Below are 22,646 nucleotides of genomic sequence, written 5' to 3' on the forward strand. Positions count from 1 at the left end.
CGAGCGCCCAACTCAGCTCCACTGTCTTCACAGGACGTGGACGCTGGAGGACATGCCGCGGCGGATCAATTGCTGGGTAAGGATTCCGAGCCAGATCTCGATCCGGCTCGCCGCGGTGGCCATCGACGCGCCCGCCTCCGCGGGCTGCCCACACATCCTCGCCGCGGTGATGTCGGCCCAGCCGGCGCCCCGCATTCCCTGGCGGCGATTTATCACATTATGTCCCCTAATGTCGATTATGATAAGGAGATAGACCGCTGATGCGTCGGGGGTAACCCAAGTGGCACAAATCGGGGGTGGCGGCGGACCAGCCGAGGAGGTTTTCGAGCGGTTTCTGCAGGGAGAGCAGGTCGACCTATCCGTGCGTCCTGCCATCTTGAGGTCTTGGCGGCGATGCAAGGCGGCGGGGGCCCGGGAGAAGCTTGGCATCGCCGACCCGGTGGAACTCGACTCGGACACCTTCCTGATCCGGATGGCTCGGCCGGTCCTCGAACGAGCGCAACCCATCGTCGCGGACGCGGACGCGGCTCTGCTCCTCGCCGACGACCAAGCGAGGATGCTGCTTCGCTACCTCAGCGACCCTGGGATGAGGAGATTGTTCGACAAGACGCATGCCGTTCCCGGCGCGGGATACTCAGAAGCCGTTCTCGGAACCAACGGCATCGGCACCGCACTGCGCGAGAAACGGTTGTTTCGCGTCTCGGCTTTCGAGCATCCCGCCCCCTGCGTGCAGCCCTTCACCGCCACCGGTGTTCCGATCCTGGACCCGCTCACCGGTCACGCCTGCGGCGCCGTCACCATAGTTTGCTCCAACGAGCGCGAGGATCTGGCGATGAGCGTCCTCGTCCGGCAAGTGGCCGAGGCCATCGAACGGCGGTTCTTGGAGCACAGCAGCGAACGCGAGCGGGCCCTGTTGGAGGCGTTCCTGCGAGCCGGAGACCTGCCCTGCCGGTTGCCGGACGAGAGAACGGGTCTGTTCCTGCACGATCTGCCGCGCGTAGACCGCCTTGTTCTGGAGGAGAAGGCCGTTGAGATGATCGCGTTGGGGCAGCGGGCGGCCATCGAGATCATGCTCTCCGGCGGGCGGGTGGCTATCCTGCGGGCTGTGCCGGCGACGGAGCCCGCCGGTGCGGTCGGTGTCGTGGCGCAGGTCAGGATCCAGGGCGGCCCATGGGAGCCTCTCGCCGGCGTTCCGGTCTCCGCGATCCCGGATTTGGGGAATAGCCCCGCGCTCTTGGGCCCGGCCGCCCCGCTGGCTGCGAAGGCGATGGCGGGCAGTGGGGTGGGACTCGACGGCGGTGAGGATCCCGAGTCGACGCCCGTGTGTGAGACGTCGATGAAGTCACAGGCGCCGGCCGATCCGTGGCTGTTCCTGTTCGGTGAGCCGACAGTCGGCAAGCTCGCCGCCTCCGCCCGCAGGCGCATCAGACTGCTGTACGAGGCCGCGATGAGCATCGGCAAAACCCTCGATGTGGTACGAACGGCCGAGGAACTCGCCGAGGTGATGGCTACGCAGTTCGCCGACTCCGTCACAGTCGATCTTGACGAGTGCGTCCTGCGTGGGGAGGAGACCACCGATCCGGTCATGGGCCTGCGCCGCGTCGCGGTCCGCGGTATGCGGGAGGAACTGTCCCCCGTCGCCGTGGGGGAGCCGATCCACTATGTCCCATCCTGCCCGCAGGCCGACTCCCTCCTCCGGAAAGAAGCCGTGCTGCGGCTGGATCCACGCACCGAGGGACAGACACCGGCCTCCGATGCCACGCCGCGGACATCCGGGCGCGGGATCTGTTCGGTCATCGCCGTCCCGCTGCTCGCCCACGACAGTGTCCTGGGCCTGGCGACCTTCATGCGCTCCGGCCAGTCTGAGCCCTTCGAGGAAGACGACGTCTCGCTGGCGGAGGAACTGGTCGGCCGCGCGGCGATCTGCGTGGACAACGCCCGGCGTTTCACGCGGGAACGAGCCATGGCGGCGGCTTTGCAGCGCAGCATGCTGCCCCGCAGTCTTCCCGAGCAGACCGCGATCGAGGTGGCCCACCGCTACATACCGGCGCAGGCGGCGGCTGGCTTCGGCTGGTTCGACGTCATCGGCCTCTCGGGTGCCCGTGTCGCCTTGGTGGTAGGCGATGTCGCCGGTCGCGGCCTGCGTGGCGCGGCCACCATGGGACGACTGCGTACCGCCGTAGGCAACTTCGCCGCCCTCGACATGCCGCCCGCAGAGATTCTGGGGCATCTCGACGATCTGGTCCGCCGCCTCAGCCGCGAGGAGGCCGACCAGGCCGGAAGCCAGGAGAGCCACCTGCTGCGGGACATCGGGGATATCGCCGCTGCGAGCGCCGGAGACGGTGTCACCGGGACGACATGCGTGTATACGGTCTACGACCCGACATCCCAGCATTGTGCCATAGCCAGCGCAGGCCATCCGGCGCCTGCGGTCGTCTATCCCGACGGCGTGGTGGAGTTCCTCGACGTGCCCACGGGACAGCCGCTCGGGCTCGGGGGCCCACCCTTCGAGACAGCCGAGGTGAAGCTCCCCGAGGGCAGCAGGCTCGTTCTGTACACCAAGGGCCTGCTGACCGGCGATCGAGAGATCGGCACCCACGCCGGGCTGGAACAGCTGCGGCTCGCCCTGGGCCGTGCCGCCCGATGGCCCAACAGACGACGTCACCGTGCTGGTCGCCCGGACCCGGGCGCTGAAGCCTGAGCACGTCGCCTGCTGGGACCTGCCTGCCGATCCCGCTGTGGTGGCCCGCATACGCACCGAGGTCACCAAGCAGCTCGCCGCCTGGAACTTGGAGGAGCTGACCTTCAACACCGAACTGATCTTCAGTGAGCTGGTGACCAATGCCATCCGCTACGGCACCGAACCCATCCAGGCGCGGCTGATCCTGGACCGAAGGCTGATCTGCGAGGTGTCCGACGCAAGCGAGACATCTCCGCGCCCGCGTCGCGCGGCCGACACCGACGAAGGGGGACGCGGGTTGTTCCTGGTCGCGCAGCTCACCGAGTGCTGGGGCACCCGCTACACGCGCCGCGGCAAGGTCATCTGGGCCGAGCAGCTTCTGACGGGTGATGAGCACGGGCAGAGGGAGCCGTCACCGGCCTTCCTCTTCCCGGACGACCCGTGATCAGGTGCGAACACAACGACCTGCAGCCAGCCGGTTCGGAGCGGCACAGTCTGCGACTGCTGGGCCCGTGCTACCGCAACCGCACATCCTCACCGGACTCCGCAAGGCGACCATCGTGCCCAAAAGCCTGGCGGTCACCTGGCAGCCGTCGAGCAGTGAGCCACTGGTGTGGGCGGCCGACGCCGTGGTGAGCGCCTAACACCTGGTGGCTCGACGGAGTGCCGGCCTCACTTCCGAACCCAGAGGGATTGGCAGTTCCCAGTGTTGCTTCACCGAACGTAAGCAGGCAAGCGCTATGCGAAGGGATACCGACCAGACAGGTTACAGCAGCGCTCGGAGCTGCGTTGGCTTTGGCGGGCGCGGCGAATACACATCAGTGGTTCGCCCCGGCCAGCGGTTCGTCGGCGACCGCGTGGTGTGCCCACGTGACGATGCGGCTGGAGCGGGCGAACAGCCAGATCGCGAGCCAGCCGATTCCCACGGCCAGGGTAACGAGTCCGAAGTCCAGCGCCGCCTCGGGCACGAAGGCTCGCAGCGACACGGGTACGGCGCCGACGGCGTACAGGACCAGCGGTGTGGTGGGGACCTCGCGGGACCGGAGCATGGCCGCGACGAAGGCAAGGGTTCCCAAGAGGAACAGGATGGATGCCGCGGTCAGCGCGATGCCGAGCGTGCCGTCGCGGAGCGCACCAATCGTGTGGTCCGGGAGGTCGTTGAAGACGAGATTGATGACGAACTCCACGCCGACCAGCGCGGACAGGGCGAATGCGTTCAGCAGGAAGGCGACCAGGCCGAAGGTGCCGGCGCGGCGACCGAAGGCCAGGTAGAGGGCGGTGACAAGGGCCAGCGCCAGGATCTGAGCGAGCGGGGCGACCAGTTGGGTGAAGGCAGAGGTCGGGATGACCTCCGCGCGCTTGGCGGCATTGATGAGCAGGACGACGGCGCTTCCGCAGCCAGCGGCTGCGGCGATGCGATAGAGCGTCGTAGGGACGGGATGGGACATGGCTTTCTCCAACGGTTTCGATTGGTTGACGGCTCCCGGCCGGAGGCCAAGGGGCTGGTGGAACGAGGGGATGGTGGAACGAGGGGATGGTGGAACGAGGGGATGGTGGAACGAGGACTCAGTCAGGTGCGTCGATGACCTCTACCGAGATCAACGTGGCGCCAAGGTCGCGTACCTTGGCGAGCAGGCCGTGGAGTGCCGCTTGGTCGGGTACGAGACCGCACAGGGTGGTCGTCCCGTCGTTCTCGTGGGTGAGGGTCAGATCGTCGAACCACGCGGTCCAGTGGTCGTCGAGGTGCCCGTCGATCCGGAGCTCGTAGCGGGCGGGCGCCTGTCCTCTGCTGCCCTGGTCGCTCATCGGGACTTCACGACCGGATCTGCGGACCGGCGGGCCGGCTGCCGACGGATGAACCACTCGGCGACGGCAAGGTTGATCGTCCAGCCCGCGCCCTGCAGAAGGGCCTCGCTGAGGTCACTCGCCCCGAGGATCGCCTCCCCGATGCCGAGAGTGAACACCTGGGTGCCGGCGCCCAGGGCGAGGGCGTAGGCGCGGGTCGTCCACGCGCGGTGCCGGGCGACGTCGCGCCGCTTGATGGCGAGGACGCCGAGGACGAGGCTCGTGGCCATGCCCGATCCGGCCAGCAGCCGGAACGCGAAGAGCAGGTCACCGCCTTCGGCGCGGGGATAGAACAGCGTCAACCACAGCGCGGACAGCGCAACGACCATGCCGGCGAGGACGAGAAGGCGTCCGGAGGCCCGATGCCAGCCGACTCTGCGGCGGCGGAGCCCGGCGGCGAACTGGAAGGCGCCGAGAACGGCGTACACGATGACGCTGACGATGTGCGCGACCAGCGGCACGGGTGAGGGGTCGTTGACGCGGGAAGGCAGCAGATGCGGGCCGCCCGACAGTTCGACGAGTCGGGCCGAGCCGACCAGAACCGGGACCAGGCTGAGCGCGACCAGCGCGGCGGGTATCCGCCAGGTCCACGCGCGGCGCCGGACCGGCCGCAAAGACTGGGCCGGAGCTGCCTTCTTGCCAGAGGTTGGACCATGCTCGGGTCGGTTTACCGCGAAGGACCCGGTTCGGGACGTCACTCGACACCGGCCGCGTCGAGCCGCGCTCTGGGGCCGCTTTGCACGGACTCATGGGAGGTGCCGCGCTGCTCGAGCCAGAGCGAGTACCCGAGGCCGGCCAGGGCCAGTCCGACGGGGAATGCGAGCAGCCGGTCGAGTGCGTGCGGGAGAAGAGGCACCAGGAGTGTGGCCACAGCTCCGACTGCGAGCAGCAGGGCAGCCCACCGCGCGAGGATGCGGGCCCGGAAGAGCGCGACACCGAACAGCAGACCGCCGAGCAGGTAGCCGACTGCCGACACCAGATTGGCCACCGGCAGGGGCCCGACGCCGCCGGTGACGGCAGCACCGGTGAAGGTCGCGAGGAAGTCACCGACATACTGGGGCGCCTGATCCGCGAGCGGCGGCAGGACGAACACCTCGACGAAGGTGACCGCAATCGTGAGCACGAAACAGGCTCCGAACAGCAGGAACCCGACCAGGCCCAGCACGCCGGTCTCCGTCACCTGGCGGAGGTACAGCCCGGTGAGCCCGACCAGCAACAGGACGGACATCGCCATGGTCAGGATCGCGGTAACGGTCCAGGCGGTCGTTGTGACCGTTGCGACGTCCTCGTGGGGATGGATCAGCTGGATGAGGATGAACAGCAGCCCTGCCACCACGGCCGCCAGGCCGGCCGCACAGGTGAGTCTGGTGGTGGTAACGGACATGACGCTTCCCTCGCTTCGAGTCGCCGTGGCCAGGTGCCGCGGATGACTCGGAATCTAGGAAGCAAGGTGGTGACCGGGCATCCCCACACGATGTGATTGACGTGGTGAGAGCGGCGGCAGGGCTAGAGCAGGCCACGCTCCCGGGCGCGGCTCACAGCCGCCGGGCGGCTGTTGACGTCGAGCTTGGTGAAGATGTGCTTGGTGTGGCTGCGAAAGGTGTTGAGCGAGATGAATAGCTCGCGGGCGATCTCCGGCCCGCTGAGGGTGCTGTTGAGCAGTCTGAGCACCTGCAGCTCGCGCTCGCTCAACCCCCCTGCCGACGGTGGTGTCACCTGGTCCGAGCCGTTTTCGCTGGGGGTGCGGGCACGGAGCATGCGACGAGCATGGTCGCCGAGCCGGCCGCGTTCGTCGGCGGCGTGCAGCAGCGAGACCATGGGCTCACCCTCATCGAGGAGGAGCCGGCCGTAGCCCCCCGCCTCGGGTGTCTGGCCCAGGGCTCGCTCCAGCGCGTCGAGCGCGCGGGCCAGGTCGCCCTGGGCATGGTGTGCGAGCGCTTGCAGCATGGCGATCTCGAGGACACTCCCTGATCGTGCGGACTGTGTGGCGGCCTCGTGCAGCCGGCCCAACAAGCCGACCGCCTCGCGGATGGTACCGGCGTCCGGGTGGCTGCGGTGCTGTGCGATCAGCAGCCGCACCACAGTGAGGTGGTCGAACTCGCGGAGATAGCTGAGGTCATCCATGGCGGGCAGGCCGCGTTCGCGGGCCCAGTCGGCGGCCTCCGAGAGCTTGCCCTGGATGATCCGGATGCGCGCCCTCATCGCCGCGATCGGCCGTACGTCGGGGAAGAAGCCGCGCACGTAGAGCCGCTCAGCCTGGTCCAGCAGGGAGATGGCTCCGTCTGGGTCGCCGTCCGCTTCCCGGATCCGCGCCATCGCCAGGAACCACCGGTGCCGGTTCTCCGTCATCTCGGCCCGCTCCCCGAGCGCCTTGGCGGTCTCGAGGTGTCGGGTCGCGCCTGCGAGGTTGCCCAGCTCGCGGTCGAGCTCGCTCAGACCGACATGTAGGTCCGCGGTCGGGAGCGGCAGGGCTGTGCCGTGGGTATCGCCGTGGGCAGTGGCCTCTCGCAACGCAGCCTCGTAAAGCCCGCGTGCCCGTTCAGGTCGTCCAGCCGCGAGCCACATGTCCGCAAGGACGATCGTGCCGCTCAACGCGTCGGCAAGATTCCCGGCAGCGCGCAGGCTCCGCACAGCCTCGGAGAACGTCCGCAGCCCTGGCTCGATCTCGCCGTTCGCCCAAGCTGCGAGCCCGAGGAACCCCGCGGCGGCGCCACGGGAGAGGTGGGCGCCCGGCCCGGCCATCTCGAGCGCTCGCTGCGCGTGCAGCGCCGTACCTGCCGCGTCGCCGCGGGCTTGCGCGAGCGAGGCACGGTATATGGCCAGGGTCATCGGGAGGGTGCGGAGCTCCTCGTTGCCGGTGTCCGGGGTGCTGCCGGCGGCGAGTGCCCGTTCGGCGTCGTCCAGGCGGTCTTCGACCGCGTCGAGGTCACCCGAGACCATCAGCCTCCAGCCGTAGAAGACGCTGAGTACGGCGCTGCGCCGGACCACGTCGTCGGGGAGTGCGGCGAGCCAGCCGAGGAGCATCGCGTCCTGCCGGTTGCGGCGCAGCGCGGGCAGGGCCAGTTCCATCAGGTGGGCCGCGTGATCGAAGTCCCGGGCAGCCAGGGCGTGCCGGACGGCGTCCTCGGCGAGATCATGGCGCTCGTACCAGTCGCTCGCGCGCCTGTGCAGCACCGGGATCAGTTCGGGTTCCTCGCTGCGCAGGCGCGCGCGGAGCATGTCGGCGAACAGGTGGTGGTAGCGGGACCACTCCCGTTGATCGTCGAGGGCGACGACGAAGAGGTTGCCGCGATCGAGGTTCTCCAGCATCGCGACACTGTCGGTCCGTACGGTGACGGCGTCGCACAGCGGCGCGGCGAGGCGGTCGAGGACTGCGGTGTGCAGCAAGAACGCGCGGACGTGCGAGGGCTGGTGCTGCAGCACCTCGTCGACGAGGTAGTCCAGGACGAAGCGGTGGCTGCCGGTGAACGCTCCGATGAATCCGGAGACGTCGACATGGCCGCGCAGCGAGAGGGCGACCAGCTGGAGTCCGGCGATCCAACCTTCGGTGCGAGTCTCGAGTGCGTCGACGTCCGAGGTGGAGAGGCCGAGGCCCATGACCTGGTTGAGGAAGCTCATCGCCTCGTCCGGTGTGAAGCGCAGGTCAGCGGTGCGCAGCTCGACCAACTCGTCGCGGGTCCGCAGGCGGGACAGTGGTAGCGGCGGATCCGAGCGGCTCGCGACCACCAGGTGCAGCTGCGGGGGCAGGTGGTCGAGCAGGAACGTCATCGCCTCGTGCACCGGCCGGGCGTCGATCACGTGGTAGTCGTCGAGCACGAGCACGATCTGCCCGGCGGTCTGCGCCACGTCGTTGATCAGTGCGGTCAGGGACGCCTCAACCGGGAGCGCGAGCGTGCCGTGAAGGAGGCCGAGCGCCTCGTAGCCGAGGTCCTCCTCCAGTCCCTGCAACGCGGCCACGAGGTGGGTCAGCAGCCGCGGAAGGTCGTTGTCGCCGTCGTCCAGCGACAGCCAGGCGACCCGCGCCGCGAGCTGACGTCGCGTGGTGTGCTCGATCCAGTCGGTGACCAACGTCGTCTTGCCGAAGCCGGCGGGCGCCGAGATGAGTGTCAGCCTCCGGCCGGGATCCAGCGCAGCGTCCAGCCGGTCGATCAGCCGCGGCCGAGCAACCAGTTGAGGGCGTCTTGCCGGCGCAAACACCTTGGTGGCCAGCACCGTCGTAGGCATCTCCCGACTATCCCTCAGTTCGGTGCTTCCTGCTTGCTATGAAAGCCCATTGCAGACCTGGCATGGATCGCCGATGTCGAACCGGGCTCGGTCCACGAAGTAGCTCCGCCCGCGCGGGGGTGACAGGCACCGCCCTTGCGCCAGAGGAATGTCCTGCTTTGGTCGGCCTCTTTCGAGACCAAGGTTCGATGCGGGGGCGTGCACGTCGTTCGTAGCTTCGGTACATGACGGAACTCCGCACACCGCCCGCCAGCCGTGTCCACGAGGTCGACGTGCTGCGCGGGTTCGCGCTGGCGGGCATCCTCGTCGCGAACATCGGCTTCTTCGCCGACCCCGGCTACGCCATGGCGGGCAACATGCCCATGCCGGAGGGGCCGGTGGCCATGGCCATCACCGCCTTCGTCCTGACGAAGTTCTACATCATCTTCTCTTTCCTGTTCGGCTACTCGTTCACGCTGCAGATGCGCTCGGCGGAGCGGACAGGGGCGAGCGTGAAGGGCAGGACCCTGCGTAGGTGCCTGGGCCTATTCGTGATCGGCCTGCTCCACGGGATCCTGCTGTGGGTCGGCGACATTCTCACCCTGTACGCCGTGCTGGGCCTGATCCTGCTCTCGCTGCGCAACCTCAGGCCCAAGACCGCCGTCGTCATCGGATCGACCATCATCGGCGTGCTGACCCTACTGTGGTCGGCGCTGGCGTGGCTGACCACGCTGGACCCCACCGCGGGACAGCCGGCGGCGGATCCCGCCGTGGCGGCGAGGGCGCTGGAGCTGGCCACCGGCGGGCCGCTCGACTTCCTGTCCCTGCAACTGGAACTCTATCCGCCGCTCGTGACGATGATCTGGCTCTTCCAGGGGCCGACGGCACTGGCCATGTTCCTGTTCGGGCTGGCGGCGGGCAAGTCCAGGCTGCTGGAGGAATGCGAGCGGTGGTCGCGGCTGCTGCCCCGAATTCAGTGGGTGGGATTCGGAGTCGGCATTCCGGGCGGAATCCTGTTCGCCTGGACGTCCGGTGCCTCGGGCCCGGGGGAGGTGGCGGGTGTTTCGGTGAACACCCTCACCTCGATCCTGCTGGCCGCCGCCTACGTGGCGACCCTGCTTCGGGTGATCAGGCGCTTCCCCGCCGCAGGCCGCGCGCTGGCGCCTGCGGGGCGGGTGGCGGCGTCCAACTACGTGGGGCAATCCGTGCTGGCGTGCCTCGTCTTCACCGGGTACGGCCTGGCGCTGGCGGGCAAGCTGTCGCCGATCGCCGTGATGGGCGTGGCCCTCGTGATCTACACGGTTCTGCTGTGGCTTAGCGCGCTCTGGCTGCGGAACCACCGTTACGGGCCCGTGGAGCACGTCCTGCGCCGCATCACCAACTGGACCTAGTGCCGCGTCAGGCCACGTTTGCCCTCTTCACGATGCAGCGCCTCGTGTGGGGCCGTCGGCAGCTGGTGGAGGGGGAAGGAAGACGTCTATACAGCGGCGAGACGTCACAGAACGCACGCACCGCAATCGAGCGTGCTACGCCGCGCTCCGCGTGTCCTGGCCGACTCGGGGCGCCCACCGCCACACCGTCGACATGGCCTACTGATCAGCGTGTGCGGCTGAGGGCGGCCTTCATCACGGGCGCCGCGGTCGCGGCGGACGGCGGCTTCACCGCGATCTGAGCGGCCGACCCTGCCACCCAGACGGCAGCGGCAGGCGGACACCTTGCCCGCCGCTGAGGCACTCGCGCGTCAGCCGCGGTTCGGACGTGGCCGGGCACGTACGTGAGCGCGTTCCCCCTGGGGCCCGAACAGGATGAGCAGCTCGACCGGCGTGGCCCCGGCGTTCCCCATCCAGTGCGGGACATGCGTATCGAACTCGGCCACCTCACCAGGCGCCAGGATGAGCTCCTGGTCACCGAGCACGAGCCGTAGCCGGCCGCTGAGCACGTAGACCCACTCATAGCCTTCATGACGCTGCGGATCGGGCTCCGCAGGGCCCGTCGCCCCGGGAATGATCAGCTTGTACGCCTGGGTGCCGCCCGCCTTGTGGGTCAACCGGATGTAGGTCATGCCGTCGCGCTGGATCGGCCGCAGGTGGACGCGTGGGTCGCCGGTCTGCGGTGCCCCGATGAGCTCCTCCAGCGGCATGCCGTGGGCCCTGGCCAGCGGGAGGAGGAGTTCGAGGTTCGGCCGCCGCCCGCCGCTCTCCAGGCGCGACAGGGTGCTCTCCGAAATGCCGGTTTCCGCGGCCAGGTCGGCCAGGGTCAGGCCGCGATGGCGGCGCATCCGCCGAAGCCTCGGACCCAGGGCCGTCAGCGCGGCGTCGAGATCGTCGTCCACAGTGGCCATCCTTGCTGGTTCGGCAACGAGGAACGCAAAGCGCCGGACGCGGCTCCACGTCCAGCCATGGCGTCAAGCGTCCACGTCTGCGCTCGCATTCCCTCGGGGCGCCTCTTGCCGGTCCGGCAATTTTTCGTGCGTCCGTCTCCGGGGGCGACGCAGACTCGCAGCCGTGCGACGCCTGCCAGGCGCCGAACACCGTCAGCACTGGCCACAGTCAGAAAGGACGCTCACGGTGAGCACTCAACCCCTCCAGAGCGCCGGCCACCCGGGTGTCGGCGTCGCGGCCGTCGGTGGGCAGGGCGTGGTAGACGGCTTCTGCCGGAGGTTCAGGCGTGGCGGGCGAGCCAGACGGTGGGCTGCCGGCGGATCTGGTCGATGGAGGTGAGCGCCGCGCCGATCACGGCGGCGTCGGGGCCGAGCAGGGCGGGGCGGACGGTGACGGGAGCCCAGGCGGCGGTGAGCACGCGCCGGTCGATCTCGGCCTTGGCGGTGGCGGTGAGCCAGGACGACATCAGCGAGAAGCTGCCGCCCAGCAGCACGGTGTCGATGTCGAGGATGTTCAGTGCGCTCGACAGGGCGATGCCGAGCGCGGTGCCGGCCCGCTCCAGGGCGGCGAGCGTGGAGGGAGAGCCTGCCTCGGCGCGCTCGGTGACAGCGTTGTCGGGATTGACGGATTCCGGAACGGGGTCGTCGCCGACGATGGCAGCGGTGCTGGCGTAGGCCTGCAGGCAGCCGCGAGCCCCGCACGGGCAGGCAGCGCCGTCGGGGTGGACGGTGACGTGGCCGAACTCGCCGCTCCAGCCGCGGGCGCCGCGCATGAGGTGGCCGCCCAGCACGATCCCGGCGCCGATGCCGAGGCCGCCGGAGACGTAGACGAAGCTGTCGAGGGTGTTGTCGCCGGCGTACAGCTCGCCGAGGGCGGCCAGGTTGGCCTCGTTTTCGACGGCGGTGGTCAGGCCCAGGTCGCCGAGGAACGTTCCGGCGGGCACGTCGCGCCAGCCGAGCGCAGGGGCCGAGCGAACGATGCCGCCGTCGACCGGCCCGGGCACGGCCAAGGTGGTCGTGACCACGGTCAGGTCCTTGGCGGTGACGGCGTCGACGGCCTCGCGGGCCATGCGCGCCAGCTCGGTCAGGACGGCGGCGGCGTCCCGGCCGGCGTAGCGGGCCGGGACGAAGGTCAGGTGGCGCACGGTGCCGGTCAGGTCCACGACGCACGCGGCCAGGCCGTCGACGCGGATGTCCAGGCCGAGCCCGGCGGGACCGCGGTCCGACAGCGTGAGGCCGACGCGCGGGCGGCCCGCCCGGCCGCTGTGGGTGACGCCTTTCTCGGTGATGAGCTGTCCGGCCAGCAGTTCCTCGGCGATGCGGGTGATGGTGGGCCGGGTCAGCCCGGTGGCGGTGGCGAGCTCCGTGCGGGAGATGGGACCGCCCGCGGTGAGGATGCGCTGGAAGACCACCTCGAGGTTGAGGTCGCGCAGGTTCTCCTGCCGGACGGCGCCCTCGGGCGAGCGCGGCGCGCTGGGCCGGAAGGCGGCGGTCATGTCGCCAGCCGGGCCGCGTCTTCGGCCGTGAGGCGGCCGTCGGCCACCAGGACGACCACGGTGCGGGAGATCGTCTCGTCCGGCTCCAGCACCAGCGGCTCCGCCCAGGCCACGCAGGAGCCGACGCCGAGGTAGTCGCGGGCCCGGACGAACCAGGGGTCCTGGGCGGTGCCCTCGTCGCCGGGCCGGAAGACCAGGGTCCACTCCGGGGCGGCGACGGCGACCCAGGCGGCGCTCCGGCCGTGCGCGGGCTCTACGCCTTCGCCCGCGGCGCTGAACACGGCGGCGCCGGTGACGTTCGGCCCGCGCCAGAAGAAGCCGCCGTAGCCCGCGCCGACCCGGCCCTTGGCCGCCGGACTCCGCATCACCAGGGCCCGCTCGGCGCGGTTGGTCAGCTGGGTCCGTACGGCCAGCGACCAGACGGTCCCGTCGACCGGCGTGCAGGTGATCGTCCGCCGCTCGTGCAGCAGCAGCCCGTCGTCGGGCCCCAGCCAGCGCAGGGCGTGCGAGAGCGAGGTCTCGCTGCGGCTCAGCCAGCGTTCGTGCCGCTGGCTGCCGTGATTGTCGAGCCAGGCCGGCCCGTGACCGGTCACGAAGGTGCGCCCGCCCCAGAAGTTGACTCCGTCGAGGTCGGGGAAGGTCACGCCGATCCCGAACTGGTGCGGGTGGGAGTCGGGCATGGCGTCGGTCACGGTACGGCCGGCCAGGGTGCGCACGGGATGCAGGAAGGGGCGCGGTGAACTGGAAGCGGGCGCCTTCGGCTGCCAGACATAGGAGGCCACCTCTCGTCCATCCAGCCGTAGCACTTCCGTGGCCATCTCGCCGCCCTCTCGCATTCGGGGATTATGAGCGTAGTCCCCGGGCGGTGCCGCCACGAGCAGGGCGGGCGTCATGGCAATGGCAATCCCAGCTCATCCAGACGAACGGCCTTGCCGGTGCGCAGCGACTCGTTGCCCGCCACGCCGACCAGCACACTCGCGGCGCCGTCGGCGAACCCGGCGTGCCTGCTCAGCCGGTCTCCGGAAGGACCGCGGAAGACGTCGTGCAGGAGCATGGCGTCGCCGCCGCCGTGGCCGCCCACGCCTTCGGGGATGGGCACCTCGACCGCGGGCTCCCAGTGGCGCTGCAGCAGCAGACGCGAGCCACGTTGCCGGTGTCCCGCGTCAGCGACGGCACTTTCGCTCTCCGACAGAGCGCTCGGGTCCAGGACTTCGGCCGGCTCGGCCAAGGCGACGGCCACCTTCGAGGCGGCGGTGGCCGCGCCGATCGTCGAGGAGGCGCCCGCGGGTGAGACGTGGGTCCGCTCGACCACGTCGAGTTCGATGCGCCCCGCCGTACCGTTGATCGCGACGCGGTAGCCCTCCCACGGGCAGTGCGCGTGCAGGGTGTAGGACATCGACGCGCCGCCCCGATAGCCGACCACCAGGTTGAGGTTGTCCTCGATGGTGATGCCGTCGGAGAAGACGTCGCGGTCGCGGATGTAGCCGTCCAGGTGCTCGCCGTCCCGGTAGAGCTCGCGGAGCTTCTCGTCCGAGGCCAGGTCCAGGGAGAACGGGTCGCCGTCGATGAGGCCGCGCGCGGGCCGGGTGCCCAGGCCGCGGCGGCGGGCGTTGTCGGGGCCGTAGAAGCGCAGCCCGCCGCGGGCGAAGACCACCTCGGGACGGTCGCCCAGCCACCAGTTGACCAGGTCGAAGTGGTGGGTGGCCTTGTGCACCAGCAGCCCGCCGGAGGCGGCCTTGTCGCGGTGCCAGCGGCGGAAGTAGTCGGCGCCGTGCACGGTGTCCAGGCACCATTCGAAGGTGACGGAGGTGACCTCGCCGATCTCCCCGTCGGCGATGAGCTGCCGCATGAGCGCGTTGCGCGGGGAGTAGCGGTAGTTGAAGGTGACCGTCAGCTCCGACGTACCGGCCTGGAGCGCGTCGTGGATCTGCCGCACCCCGGCCAGGTCGATGGTCATGGGCTTCTCCACCACCACGTCCACCCCCGCCAGCAGCGCACGGCTCACGTAGCCGGCGTGCGTGTCGTCGCGGGAGGTGACGAAGACGACGTCGCTCTGTTCGAGCATCTCGTCGTAGGCGTCGGGGAGGTAGTGCGGCAGAGGGGCGCCGACGATCCGGTCGTAGTAGGCCATGCGCACCTCGTTGGTGTCACAGAAGGCCACCGGACGGCCGAGGTCGGCGTAGGGGCCGAGCAGGGCGGCCAGGTACATCTGGGCGCGCGAGCCGGTCCCGACGAAGCAATAGCGTTGCATCTACTTCAATCCCGTGGTGGCGATGCCCTTGACCAGGTACTTCTGGCCGGCGATGAAGAACCCGATGACCGGGGCGAGGGAGACGAACGACATGGCGAACATCTGCCCCCACTGGGACTGGCCCTCGGAGTCGATGAACTGGCGCACCGCCAGCGGCACGGTGTAGAGCTCCTGCTCGGTCAGGTAGAGCAGCGGGCTGAAGAACTCGTTCCAGGACGCGATGAAGGTGAAGATCGCCGTGGTGGCGAAGGCGGGCTTGCACAGCGGCAGGATGACGCTCCAGAAGATCCGGAACGTGCCCGCGCCGTCGATGCGGGCCGCCTCGTCCAGCTCCTTGGGCAGGGAGCGGATGAACTGCACCATCAGGAAGATGTAGAAGGCACTGGTGGCCAGGAAGTTCGGCACGATCAGCGGGTAGAAGGTGTCCAGCCACCCCATTTTGTTGAACAGGATGTACTGCGGGACCAGCAGCACGTGGCCGGGGAGCATCATGGTGCCGAGCGTCAGCGCGAAGAACAGCTTGCGCCCGCGGAAGTTGAGCCGGGCGAAGGCGTAGGCGGCCAGCGAGCACGAGATCAGGTTGCCGAGGATGGTCAGCGCCGCGATCACAAGGGAGTTGACCAGGTAGAGGTCGAAGGGGTACTCGAGGGCCGTCCAGCCCTGGGTGTAGTTGGACAGGTCCCACTCGGCGGGCCACAACGACAGATCCTTGAAGATCAGGTAGTTGGGCTTGAGTGAGCTGGCCACCAGCCATGCCAGCGGGTAGAGCATGACTCCACCGGCCAGGCAGAGCAGCAGGTGCTTGCCGAAGCGCTTGGCACGGGTGTCGCCGAAGCGCTCGAGGTAGCTCTCGTCAGTTGTCATAGTGCACCCACCGCTTGGCCAGGAGGAAGTTGAGGCCGGTGAACGCCGCGATGATGATCAGCAGCATCCAGGCCATGGCCGAGGCGTATCCCATGTGGAACTGCTCGAACCCCTGCTTGTACAGGTAGAGGTTGTAGAACAAGGTCGAGTTGGCCGGCCCGCCCTTGCCGCCGCCGAAGACGTAGCCCTGCGTGAAGGTCTGGAAGGACGAGATCAGCGACTGGATGAGGTTGAAGAAGATGATCGGGCTGAGCAGCGGCAGCGTGATCTTGCGGAACTGCATCCACTTGTTCGCCCCGTCGATGGCGGCGGCCTCGTAGTACATTGCCGGGATCTGCCGCAGCCCGGCCAGGAAGATCACCATCGGCGAGCCGAACGTCCAGATGTGCAGGATGATCAGCGTCGTGAGGGTGAAGTCGGGGTCGGAGGTCCAGGCGATCTTCTCGATGCCGAAGAAGCCGAGGAAGGCGTTGACGATGCCGTTGAGGCCGAAGATGTAACGCCACAGCAGCACCAGCGCGACGCTGCCGCCCAGCAGCGAGGGCAGGTAGAAGATCGCCCTGTAGACCGGCAGGCCGCGCACGCCGCGATTGAGCAGCATGGCGACGCCCAGTGCGGCGGCCAGCGAGAGCGGCACCGAGACGAAGGTGTAGACGAACGTGACCTTGACCGACTGCCACCAGGTGGCGTCGGAGAACATCTTGGCGAAGTTGTCCAGGCCGATCCAGTTCGGCACGTTCAGCAAGTTGTAGTCGGTGAACGACAGATACAACGAGGCGAAGAACGGGACGATCGTGAAGGCCATCCCGAGGAACCAGGGCAGGATGAACAGGTAGCCCGACCGGTCCTGGCGCGGCTTCCTTGGCGCCGCGGTGACCAGGGGTACGGCCGGGTCCTTGACTTGCGTGACGGTCACTGCGACAGGGCTTTCGCCGCTTCGTCGATGATCTTCTTGGCGGCCTCCGCCGGGGTCACGCGGCCGTGCTCGACCTCCGGCGCGACCGCGGTCAGGGCGTCCTGGATGGCGCTGGCGCCCACCGGGTACGGCGGGACCGCCAGGAGCTTCTCCTTCTGCAGCCCGATCAGGTAGTCGGTGGCCACCTGGTCGTCCTTGTCCAGCGAAGGCTTGATCGCGTCGGCGACGGTGCTGCTGGCCGGGACACCTCGGGTGGTCTTCATCGCCTTGCCGCCCTCGACGTCGTTGATGAGGAAGTTGAGCAGCTTCAGCGCCTCCTGGGGGTGCTTGGAGGCCGCGGCGACCGACCACAGGGCCGGGGTGCCGATGTTCATACCGCGGTGCTTGGCGTCGGCCTCTCCGGGGATGCGCAGCAGCTGCAGGTTGCCGCCGGACACCTGGTTGTAGCGCAGGAAGTTGTTGGTCGGGATGATCTGCGAGGCGACCGACCCCTTGGCGATGTAGGACTGCTCAGGGGAGGAGCCGGTGGTCTCCACGAATCCGGCGGGCGGGAAGCCGCCCTCCTTGCGCATGTCCTCGAACATCTGGAACCACTTGGTCAGCGTGGCCTCGCTCACGCCGAACTTGCCGTCGGCGGTGAAGAAGTCCTCGCCCTGCTGGGCGACGTAGACGATGACGTTGGCCATGGTGGCGGGGTCGACGAGGGTGCCGTAGACCTTCTTGCCGCTCTTGTCGGTGATCTCCTTGGCGAATTTGGCCAGGTCCTCCCAGGTCCAGGTGTTGCCGTCGGGGATGGCCACGCCGTACTGGTCGATGATCGTCTTGTTGACGACGAAGCCGATGGTGTTCAGGCCCGAGGGGATGCCGTAGGTGGCGTCGCCGACCTTGGTGAGGTCCTTGGCGGCCTGGCTGAGGTTGGCCATGTCGACGGCGCCCGCGTGGTCGTCGAGGTTGAGCAGCGCCTTGCGGTCGGCATACTCCCGCAGGGAGTCCATCCGCATCATCATCAGGTCCGGCGGGTTGCCGGCGGCGAAACGCGTGGCCAGCTTGTCCTTGTAGGGGCCGCTGTCCTGGTACTCGGTCTTGATCTTGATGGTCGGGTTCTGCTTCATGAACAGGTCAAGCGCGGCCTGGGTCTTGGTCGCGCGGTCGGCGTCGCCCCACCAGACCATGTTCAGCTCGATCTTGCCGGAGGCGGACTCGCTGCCGCCGCCGCCGAAACCACGTCCACAGGCGGCCACGGCCAGACCGAGTCCGGTCAGTCCGGCAGTGCGCAGCATGTCTCTTCTGGAAATCATGACTCGTTGCCCTTCGCACGGGGGGTTGCCAGGAGGCTACGGCCGGGTTTCCGATTGCGTCAATCCGTGAAAGAAATATTAAGGAAAGCCATTGACGCTAATTCTGCGGCCTTCTTACAGTGAGGGCACCTCGCCCCAGACTCCCAGCCGTGGCGACTGCGGAGACCGCCACGGCCGGATCTCCCTCAGGAAAGCGACCCCCCTGTGACCACTGCGCGTCATGCCGCCCTGGCGGCTGCCACCCTGACCTTGCTCGCCGCCACCGCGACCCCGGCCTCAGCCGCCTCAGGCCACGTGGGCGGCGGCTACCACATCGTCAACGCCGAGACCGGCCAGTGCCTGGACATCAAGCTCCGGGAGCAGCCCTGCCGCGGCCGCACCGCCGAGCTCCGCCTGGAGGCCGCGGCGGGCGGTCAGGTCCACCTGGTCAACGGCGCCAACCGCAGCTCCGCCGAGGTCACCCTGACCTACGCGGGCGACGGCAAGTACCAGATCGCCGACCGGCTCTGGACCTTCCGCCCGGTGGGCGGGTCCCGCCACTGGTCCGGCCGGGCGGATGGCTTCGCCGCGGGCACCACGGGAGGCCAGGGCGGCCAGGTCGTCACCGTGACCACCCAGGAAGAGCTGAACACCTACGTCACGGCCGCCGAGCCGTACATCATCAAGGTCGCCGGCCCGATCGAGATCAGTCCGAAGGGGACCGAGCTCAAGGTGGCCTCCAACAAGACCATCATCGGGGTCGGTACGGCAGGCGAGATCGTCGGCGGCGGCTTCTTCCTCGGCGCGACCACGAGCAACGTGATCATCCGGAACCTGACGATCCGCGACACCCTCATGCCCGAGGACGACCCGGATGACAAGGACTTCGACTACGACGCCATCCAGATCGATTCCGCGACGAAGGTCTGGATCGACCACAACCGGCTCGCCCGGATGAACGACGGCCTGCTCGACAGCCGCAAGGACGCCACCGACATCACGGTGTCGTGGAACCAATTCCTGGACAACAACAAGACCCTCGGCATCGGCTGGACGGCCAACCTCATCACGCGGATGACTCTCCACCACAACTGGTTCGCCCGCACCAACCAGCGCAATCCCAGCGGCGGCAACCTGCTCAACATGCACATGTACAGCAACTACCTGCAGGACATCAGGTCGTACGGCAACTGGGCGCGTGGCGAGACCAAGGGCGTGATCGAGCACAGCCTCTTCCACAACGTGGCCGACCCGTACTTCGTCGATCCCGCCGGCGAGCTGGTCCAGCGGGGCAACGTCGTCACCGGCACGAGCTCCTGGCGCGACGGTCTCATCAAGGAGCAGGGGGCCGCCTTCGACCCGGCGAGCTTCTATTCCTACACCCTCGACCCCGCCACCGCCCTTCCCACGTTGCTGGCCGAGTCCTCCGGTCCGCAGCCCACCATCGGCCTTTGACCAGGCGTCAAGGGCATTGCCACGACCGGTCTCGAACAGATGACGAGGACATCATGAGAACACAGAACCTCAGCAAGGCATGTCGCTGGATCATCCTTACCGCCACTGCGTTAGTGCTGCAGGCGGGCGTGGTGTCGCCCGCCACTGCCACGCCTCAGGCGACGGTGGCCGCCGACGGGAGCGGGACGTACACCACCGTCCAGGCCGCCATCGACGCCGTGGCGAGCGGCAACACCAGCCAGGTCACCATCACCGTCGCGCCCGGCACCTATCGGGAGATCGTCACGGTGCCGTCGAACAAGCCGTACATCACGCTGCGCGGGCTTGGCCGCTCGCCCGAGAGCACCGTCATCGTGAACAACCGCCACGCCGGAGCGTACGGCACAACGGGCAGCTCGACCATGTTCGTCTACGGCCACGACTTCACCGCCCGCAACCTGACCATCGCCAATGACTTCGACGAGAGCACTGCCACCAGCGGCGGGCAGGCGGTGGCGCTGTACACCCGGGCGGACCGTGCCGTCTATCGCGACATCCGTGTGCTCGGCGACCAGGACACCCTCTACGCCCGTGCCGGCCGCGCCTACTTCAGGAACTGCTACGTGGAAGGCACCGTCGACTTCATCTTCGGCGAAGCCAGCGCCGTCTTCGACCGCTGCGACATCTACCAGAAGCGGCTCACCGGCGGTCCGATCACCGCGGCGAGCACTCCGGCGGGGAGCACCTACGGCTTCTTGTTCTACCGGTCGACCATCACCGGCGCCGCCGACAACGTCACCCAGCTCGGCCGGCCGTGGCGCCCGGATGCGCAGGTGCTGTACCGGGAATCGTGGCTGTCATCCACCATCGCCACCGCACAACCGTGGATCAACATGTCCGCGAACTCCTGGACCGCCGCCCGGTTCTTCGAGTACCGCAACACCGGACCCGGGGCTGCCGTCAACGGCAACCGTCCTCAACTGGCCGACGCCGACGCGGAGAACTACACCCTACAGAAGTACCTCGCCGGCTCGGACGGCTGGAACCCCTCTGACCTCTGATCCGCACGCCTAAGGACCTCCGGCTATGCCCGAGTACCGCAATCCATCATCGGCGGCTTCCACCCCGACCCCAGCATCTGCCGGGTCGGTGAGGACTACTACCTGGCCTCTTCGAGTACTTCCCCGGTGTGCCGATCTTCCACAGCCGGGACCTGGTGCACTGGCGGCAGATCGGCAACATCCTGGACAGGCCGGCGCGCATCGACCCCAAGCGCGGTGTCATCGTGGAAGGACCGTGGCCGGTCCGGCACGGGCCACGCGGACCGTTCACGCCCGCACCGGCCAACCCCATCCTCTCCCACTGCAGCACCAACAGGCCGATCCAGGCCATCGGCCACGCCGATCTGGTCGACACGCCTGAGGGCGACTGGTGGCAACGGCGAGGCGCCTCGGGCCTGGAGCCCGATGCCGGCCGAACCCGAGCGTGACGACTTCGACGCCACGGCGCTGTCCCCGCGCTGGATCTCACCCCGAAGCCGCCCGCCACACGCGTGGTCGCTCACCGAACGGCCGGGCTGGCTCACGCTGCGGGCCACCGGTGGCACGTTGGACCGGCCCGGTGGCACCTTCCTCGGCCGCCGGCAACAGCACCACGACGTGCGGGTGGCCGCTCGGCTGGATCCCGGCACGGGGCGTGGCGGCCTGTCGGTGCCACCGACCGTCACCGCCCGCGATCACATGACCGGTGACCCGCTGGGCGTGGTCGCCACCGGCTTCACCTCCTGCTCTGCTGGGCGCGGGGAAAGAACTCACTGAGTGACGCGCCCGACGCGGTCGCTCTCGTCGCTGGACATCGCCAGCGGCCATTCGGTCCCACCGTCTCCGGCAGCGGGCGGACTTCCTCGCCGATCTCATCGTGACCGGTCTGAGAACCGACACATCGATCGACTTCCCAGACGGGGCATAACCGGCCCCGTCACGTGGCCGCGCCATCGCACCCTCCGCAGCTGCTTGGACACCCGGCCGAGAGCGGCTACCACGGGCCGACCGTCGAATGTCCGCACAGAGCGACGACGACGGAGGCCGCAACACCGTCGAGCGGAACCAGCCGGCACGTGCGCCTGGCATACCTGGGATATACCCGCCACCTGCACAATGCCGATCGGAGGTGAACGATGTTCCAACTGTTGGGACGCTTGGCGGTGGTCGACGGCGGGGGCCGCGCGATCGACGTCCGGGCCGCGAAGCAGCAGGCGATCCTCGCCGTTCTCATGCTGAACCCGGGCGGAGTGGTCAGCATGGATCGACTGATGACGGAGCTCTGGCCGGACGAGCCGCCGGCCACGGCCAGAGCGAGTCTGCAAACGTATGTTTACCGCCTGCGACGCACTCTGGCACCGCTTGCCGCCCACGGTGTCAACCTGATCACCCTCGCGAACGGCTACACCCTGGTCGTCCCGGATCGAGCGGTGGACATCAGGGTGTTCGAGCAGTACTTCACCCAGGGATCGGAGGCGCTGGCCGCGGGCAGTCCGGCGGTGGCGGCCGGGCTGCTGCGGGAGGCGCTGGACATGTGGCACGGTCCGCTCGCGCCGGAGATCGACGTCGAAACCGTCCGCTGCGAGCGCCGGCGCCTGGACGCGGTGCACCTGACCGCGTCCGAGCTCTGGGTGGAGTCCGAGCTGCGGCTCGGCCTCCACAACTGGGTCATCCCGGAATTGGAGCGCCTCGTCGAGGCCCACCCATTCCGTGAGTCCCTGTGGGAGCTGCTGCTGCGTGCCCTGGCCGGGCGCGGCCGCCGTGCCGAAGCGCTCGCCGCCTACCGGCGCATGCGTGACATCCTCAGTACGGAACTCGGCATCGAACCGGCCGACTACCTACGCCGGCAGCATCAGGACATACTCCGAGGCGCGTCAACCTAGCAACAAGCCCCTTAATGCGTTCTACGGGAGTACCCCCTGGCCGGCGCCAGCCAGGGGGTGGTCTCTTTACTTGCCTAGGCGCACCGCTTCTTCCAGTACGGCGTGCAGTCGCTCGTCCAGCACTTGTAGTAAGCGCAACAGATGCTGCCCGTACAGGTCGTGTGGTCGAGGATGCAACGTGGCGTGCACGCGGCCTGCGCGTCGCTGGCCGGTACGACAAAGGCGACGATCCGGTCCGCCAGTGCGGTGATGGTCTTCACCTGTCCCACCTCTCTCCGTCGATTACTCGCACACAGTGACGTAATGAATGGAGCAGTCGCCGTTGACGCACCGCATCCTGTAGCACCCAGGGGACGGTTGGCCGATGACCGTGCACC

The 22,646-nt window shown here is 68.6% G+C and carries 22 protein-coding genes and 1 pseudogene; 9 read left to right on the forward strand and 14 right to left on the reverse strand.

The genetic code is table 11. The annotated features are described in order from the left end of the window. Positions 1 to 27: 27 nt before the first annotated feature. A complete protein-coding gene (locus tag ACTWQA_RS36675; RefSeq protein WP_443163554.1) occupies positions 28 to 156 on the reverse strand; it encodes a hypothetical protein in 129 nt (42 codons plus the stop codon). A 283-nt stretch (positions 157 to 439) separates the two neighbouring features. Here ACTWQA_RS36675 and ACTWQA_RS36680 point away from each other — a divergent pair, with 283 nt between their 5' ends. The 3 genes from ACTWQA_RS36680 to ACTWQA_RS36690 all read left to right on the forward strand — a co-directional run bounded on the left by ACTWQA_RS36680 (position 440) and on the right by ACTWQA_RS36690 (position 3,324). Beyond that, the gene (locus tag ACTWQA_RS36680; RefSeq protein ID WP_443163555.1) at positions 440 to 2,701 is read left to right on the forward strand and encodes a SpoIIE family protein phosphatase; all 2,262 of its coding nucleotides are present in this window, start codon (positions 440 to 442) and stop codon (positions 2,699 to 2,701) included. Beyond that, positions 2,667 to 3,125 carry an ATP-binding protein gene (locus ACTWQA_RS36685; RefSeq protein ID WP_443163556.1) on the forward strand — a complete coding sequence of 153 codons (459 nt, stop codon included), beginning with the start codon at positions 2,667 to 2,669 and terminating at the stop codon, positions 3,123 to 3,125. Before ACTWQA_RS36680 ends, ACTWQA_RS36685 begins: the two co-directional genes overlap by 35 nt. Before the next feature lie 67 nt (positions 3,126 to 3,192). Beyond that, the gene (locus ACTWQA_RS36690; RefSeq protein ID WP_443163557.1) at positions 3,193 to 3,324 is read left to right on the forward strand and encodes a hypothetical protein; all 132 of its coding nucleotides are present in this window, start codon (positions 3,193 to 3,195) and stop codon (positions 3,322 to 3,324) included. A 174-nt stretch (positions 3,325 to 3,498) separates the two neighbouring features. Here ACTWQA_RS36690 and ACTWQA_RS36695 read toward each other — a convergent pair whose 3' ends face one another. The 5 genes from ACTWQA_RS36695 to ACTWQA_RS36715 form a co-directional block, all read right to left on the reverse strand. Beyond that, positions 3,499 to 4,128, reverse strand: a complete 630-nt coding sequence (locus ACTWQA_RS36695) for a hypothetical protein (RefSeq protein ID WP_443163558.1) — start codon at positions 4,126 to 4,128, stop codon at positions 3,499 to 3,501. Between the two features lie 118 nt (positions 4,129 to 4,246). After that, positions 4,247 to 4,486 (reverse strand): hypothetical protein, encoded by a 240-nt coding sequence (locus ACTWQA_RS36700; protein WP_443163559.1) that lies wholly within the window; start codon positions 4,484 to 4,486, stop codon positions 4,247 to 4,249. Then, positions 4,483 to 5,139: a DUF2306 domain-containing protein gene (locus ACTWQA_RS36705; RefSeq protein WP_443163560.1), complete on the reverse strand. Its 657-nt coding sequence runs from the start codon at positions 5,137 to 5,139 to the stop codon at positions 4,483 to 4,485. The genes ACTWQA_RS36700 and ACTWQA_RS36705 overlap by 4 nt, the downstream gene beginning before the upstream one ends. A gap of 80 nt (positions 5,140 to 5,219) precedes the next feature. Next, positions 5,220 to 5,909 carry a hypothetical protein gene (locus tag ACTWQA_RS36710; protein WP_443163561.1) on the reverse strand — a complete coding sequence of 230 codons (690 nt, stop codon included), beginning with the start codon at positions 5,907 to 5,909 and terminating at the stop codon, positions 5,220 to 5,222. Positions 5,910 to 6,031: 122 nt separating this feature from the next. Beyond that, on the reverse strand, positions 6,032 to 8,749 hold the full coding sequence (locus ACTWQA_RS36715) for a LuxR C-terminal-related transcriptional regulator (RefSeq protein WP_443163562.1): 2,718 nt from the start codon (positions 8,747 to 8,749) through the stop codon (positions 6,032 to 6,034). 224 nt (positions 8,750 to 8,973) lie between these two features. On the opposite strand from ACTWQA_RS36715, the gene ACTWQA_RS36720 reads away from it, so the two are divergent. Beyond that, positions 8,974 to 10,119 carry a DUF418 domain-containing protein gene (locus ACTWQA_RS36720; RefSeq protein ID WP_443163563.1) on the forward strand — a complete coding sequence of 382 codons (1,146 nt, stop codon included), beginning with the start codon at positions 8,974 to 8,976 and terminating at the stop codon, positions 10,117 to 10,119. Between the two features lie 350 nt (positions 10,120 to 10,469). Here ACTWQA_RS36720 and ACTWQA_RS36725 read toward each other — a convergent pair whose 3' ends face one another. The 7 genes from ACTWQA_RS36725 to ACTWQA_RS36755 all read right to left on the reverse strand — a co-directional run bounded on the left by ACTWQA_RS36725 (position 10,470) and on the right by ACTWQA_RS36755 (position 17,915). Continuing rightward, positions 10,470 to 11,060: a helix-turn-helix domain-containing protein gene (locus ACTWQA_RS36725; RefSeq protein WP_443163564.1), complete on the reverse strand. Its 591-nt coding sequence runs from the start codon at positions 11,058 to 11,060 to the stop codon at positions 10,470 to 10,472. A 329-nt stretch (positions 11,061 to 11,389) separates the two neighbouring features. Next, on the reverse strand, positions 11,390 to 12,604 hold the full coding sequence (locus ACTWQA_RS36730; protein ID WP_443163565.1) for an ROK family transcriptional regulator: 1,215 nt from the start codon (positions 12,602 to 12,604) through the stop codon (positions 11,390 to 11,392). Next, complete coding sequence (locus tag ACTWQA_RS36735; protein WP_443163566.1) at positions 12,601 to 13,440, reverse strand: PmoA family protein; 840 nt, start codon at positions 13,438 to 13,440, stop codon at positions 12,601 to 12,603. Before ACTWQA_RS36735 ends, ACTWQA_RS36730 begins: the two co-directional genes overlap by 4 nt. A 53-nt stretch (positions 13,441 to 13,493) precedes the next feature. Beyond that, positions 13,494 to 14,855, reverse strand: coding sequence for a Gfo/Idh/MocA family protein (locus ACTWQA_RS36740; RefSeq protein WP_443163567.1), 1,362 nt, complete (start codon positions 14,853 to 14,855; stop codon positions 13,494 to 13,496). Beyond that, positions 14,856 to 15,719 carry a carbohydrate ABC transporter permease gene (locus ACTWQA_RS36745; protein WP_443163568.1) on the reverse strand — a complete coding sequence of 288 codons (864 nt, stop codon included), beginning with the start codon at positions 15,717 to 15,719 and terminating at the stop codon, positions 14,856 to 14,858. After that, positions 15,709 to 16,635, reverse strand: a complete 927-nt coding sequence (locus tag ACTWQA_RS36750; RefSeq protein ID WP_443163569.1) for a carbohydrate ABC transporter permease — start codon at positions 16,633 to 16,635, stop codon at positions 15,709 to 15,711. The genes ACTWQA_RS36745 and ACTWQA_RS36750 overlap by 11 nt, the downstream gene beginning before the upstream one ends. After that, on the reverse strand, positions 16,632 to 17,915 hold the full coding sequence (locus ACTWQA_RS36755) for an ABC transporter substrate-binding protein (RefSeq protein WP_443163570.1): 1,284 nt from the start codon (positions 17,913 to 17,915) through the stop codon (positions 16,632 to 16,634). Before ACTWQA_RS36755 ends, ACTWQA_RS36750 begins: the two co-directional genes overlap by 4 nt. A 222-nt stretch (positions 17,916 to 18,137) precedes the next feature. Between ACTWQA_RS36755 and ACTWQA_RS36760 the strand changes: the two genes are divergently transcribed. From ACTWQA_RS36760 to ACTWQA_RS36780, 5 genes and pseudogenes are all read left to right on the forward strand, one after another. Next, complete coding sequence (locus ACTWQA_RS36760) at positions 18,138 to 19,367, forward strand: pectate lyase family protein (RefSeq protein WP_443163571.1); 1,230 nt, start codon at positions 18,138 to 18,140, stop codon at positions 19,365 to 19,367. A gap of 53 nt (positions 19,368 to 19,420) precedes the next feature. Beyond that, the gene (locus ACTWQA_RS36765) at positions 19,421 to 20,407 is read left to right on the forward strand and encodes a pectinesterase family protein (RefSeq protein ID WP_443163572.1); all 987 of its coding nucleotides are present in this window, start codon (positions 19,421 to 19,423) and stop codon (positions 20,405 to 20,407) included. Between the two features lie 45 nt (positions 20,408 to 20,452). After that, a pseudogene (locus ACTWQA_RS36770) lies at positions 20,453 to 20,572 on the forward strand (family 43 glycosylhydrolase); the annotation flags it as partial. A gap of 240 nt (positions 20,573 to 20,812) precedes the next feature. Next, on the forward strand, positions 20,813 to 21,163 hold the full coding sequence (locus ACTWQA_RS36775) for a hypothetical protein (RefSeq protein ID WP_443163573.1): 351 nt from the start codon (positions 20,813 to 20,815) through the stop codon (positions 21,161 to 21,163). A gap of 359 nt (positions 21,164 to 21,522) precedes the next feature. Further along, entirely contained in the window at positions 21,523 to 22,269 is a 747-nt protein-coding gene (locus ACTWQA_RS36780) for an AfsR/SARP family transcriptional regulator (RefSeq protein ID WP_443163574.1), read from the forward strand. Positions 22,270 to 22,343: 74 nt separating this feature from the next. Here ACTWQA_RS36780 and ACTWQA_RS36785 read toward each other — a convergent pair whose 3' ends face one another. Further along, positions 22,344 to 22,529, reverse strand: coding sequence for a hypothetical protein (locus ACTWQA_RS36785; RefSeq protein ID WP_443163575.1), 186 nt, complete (start codon positions 22,527 to 22,529; stop codon positions 22,344 to 22,346). Between the last annotated feature and the right edge of the window lie 117 nt (positions 22,530 to 22,646).

Source organism: Nonomuraea sp. 10N515B (genome assembly GCF_052245915.1).
In the GTDB taxonomy this organism is placed as follows: domain Bacteria; phylum Actinomycetota; class Actinomycetes; order Streptosporangiales; family Streptosporangiaceae; genus Nonomuraea.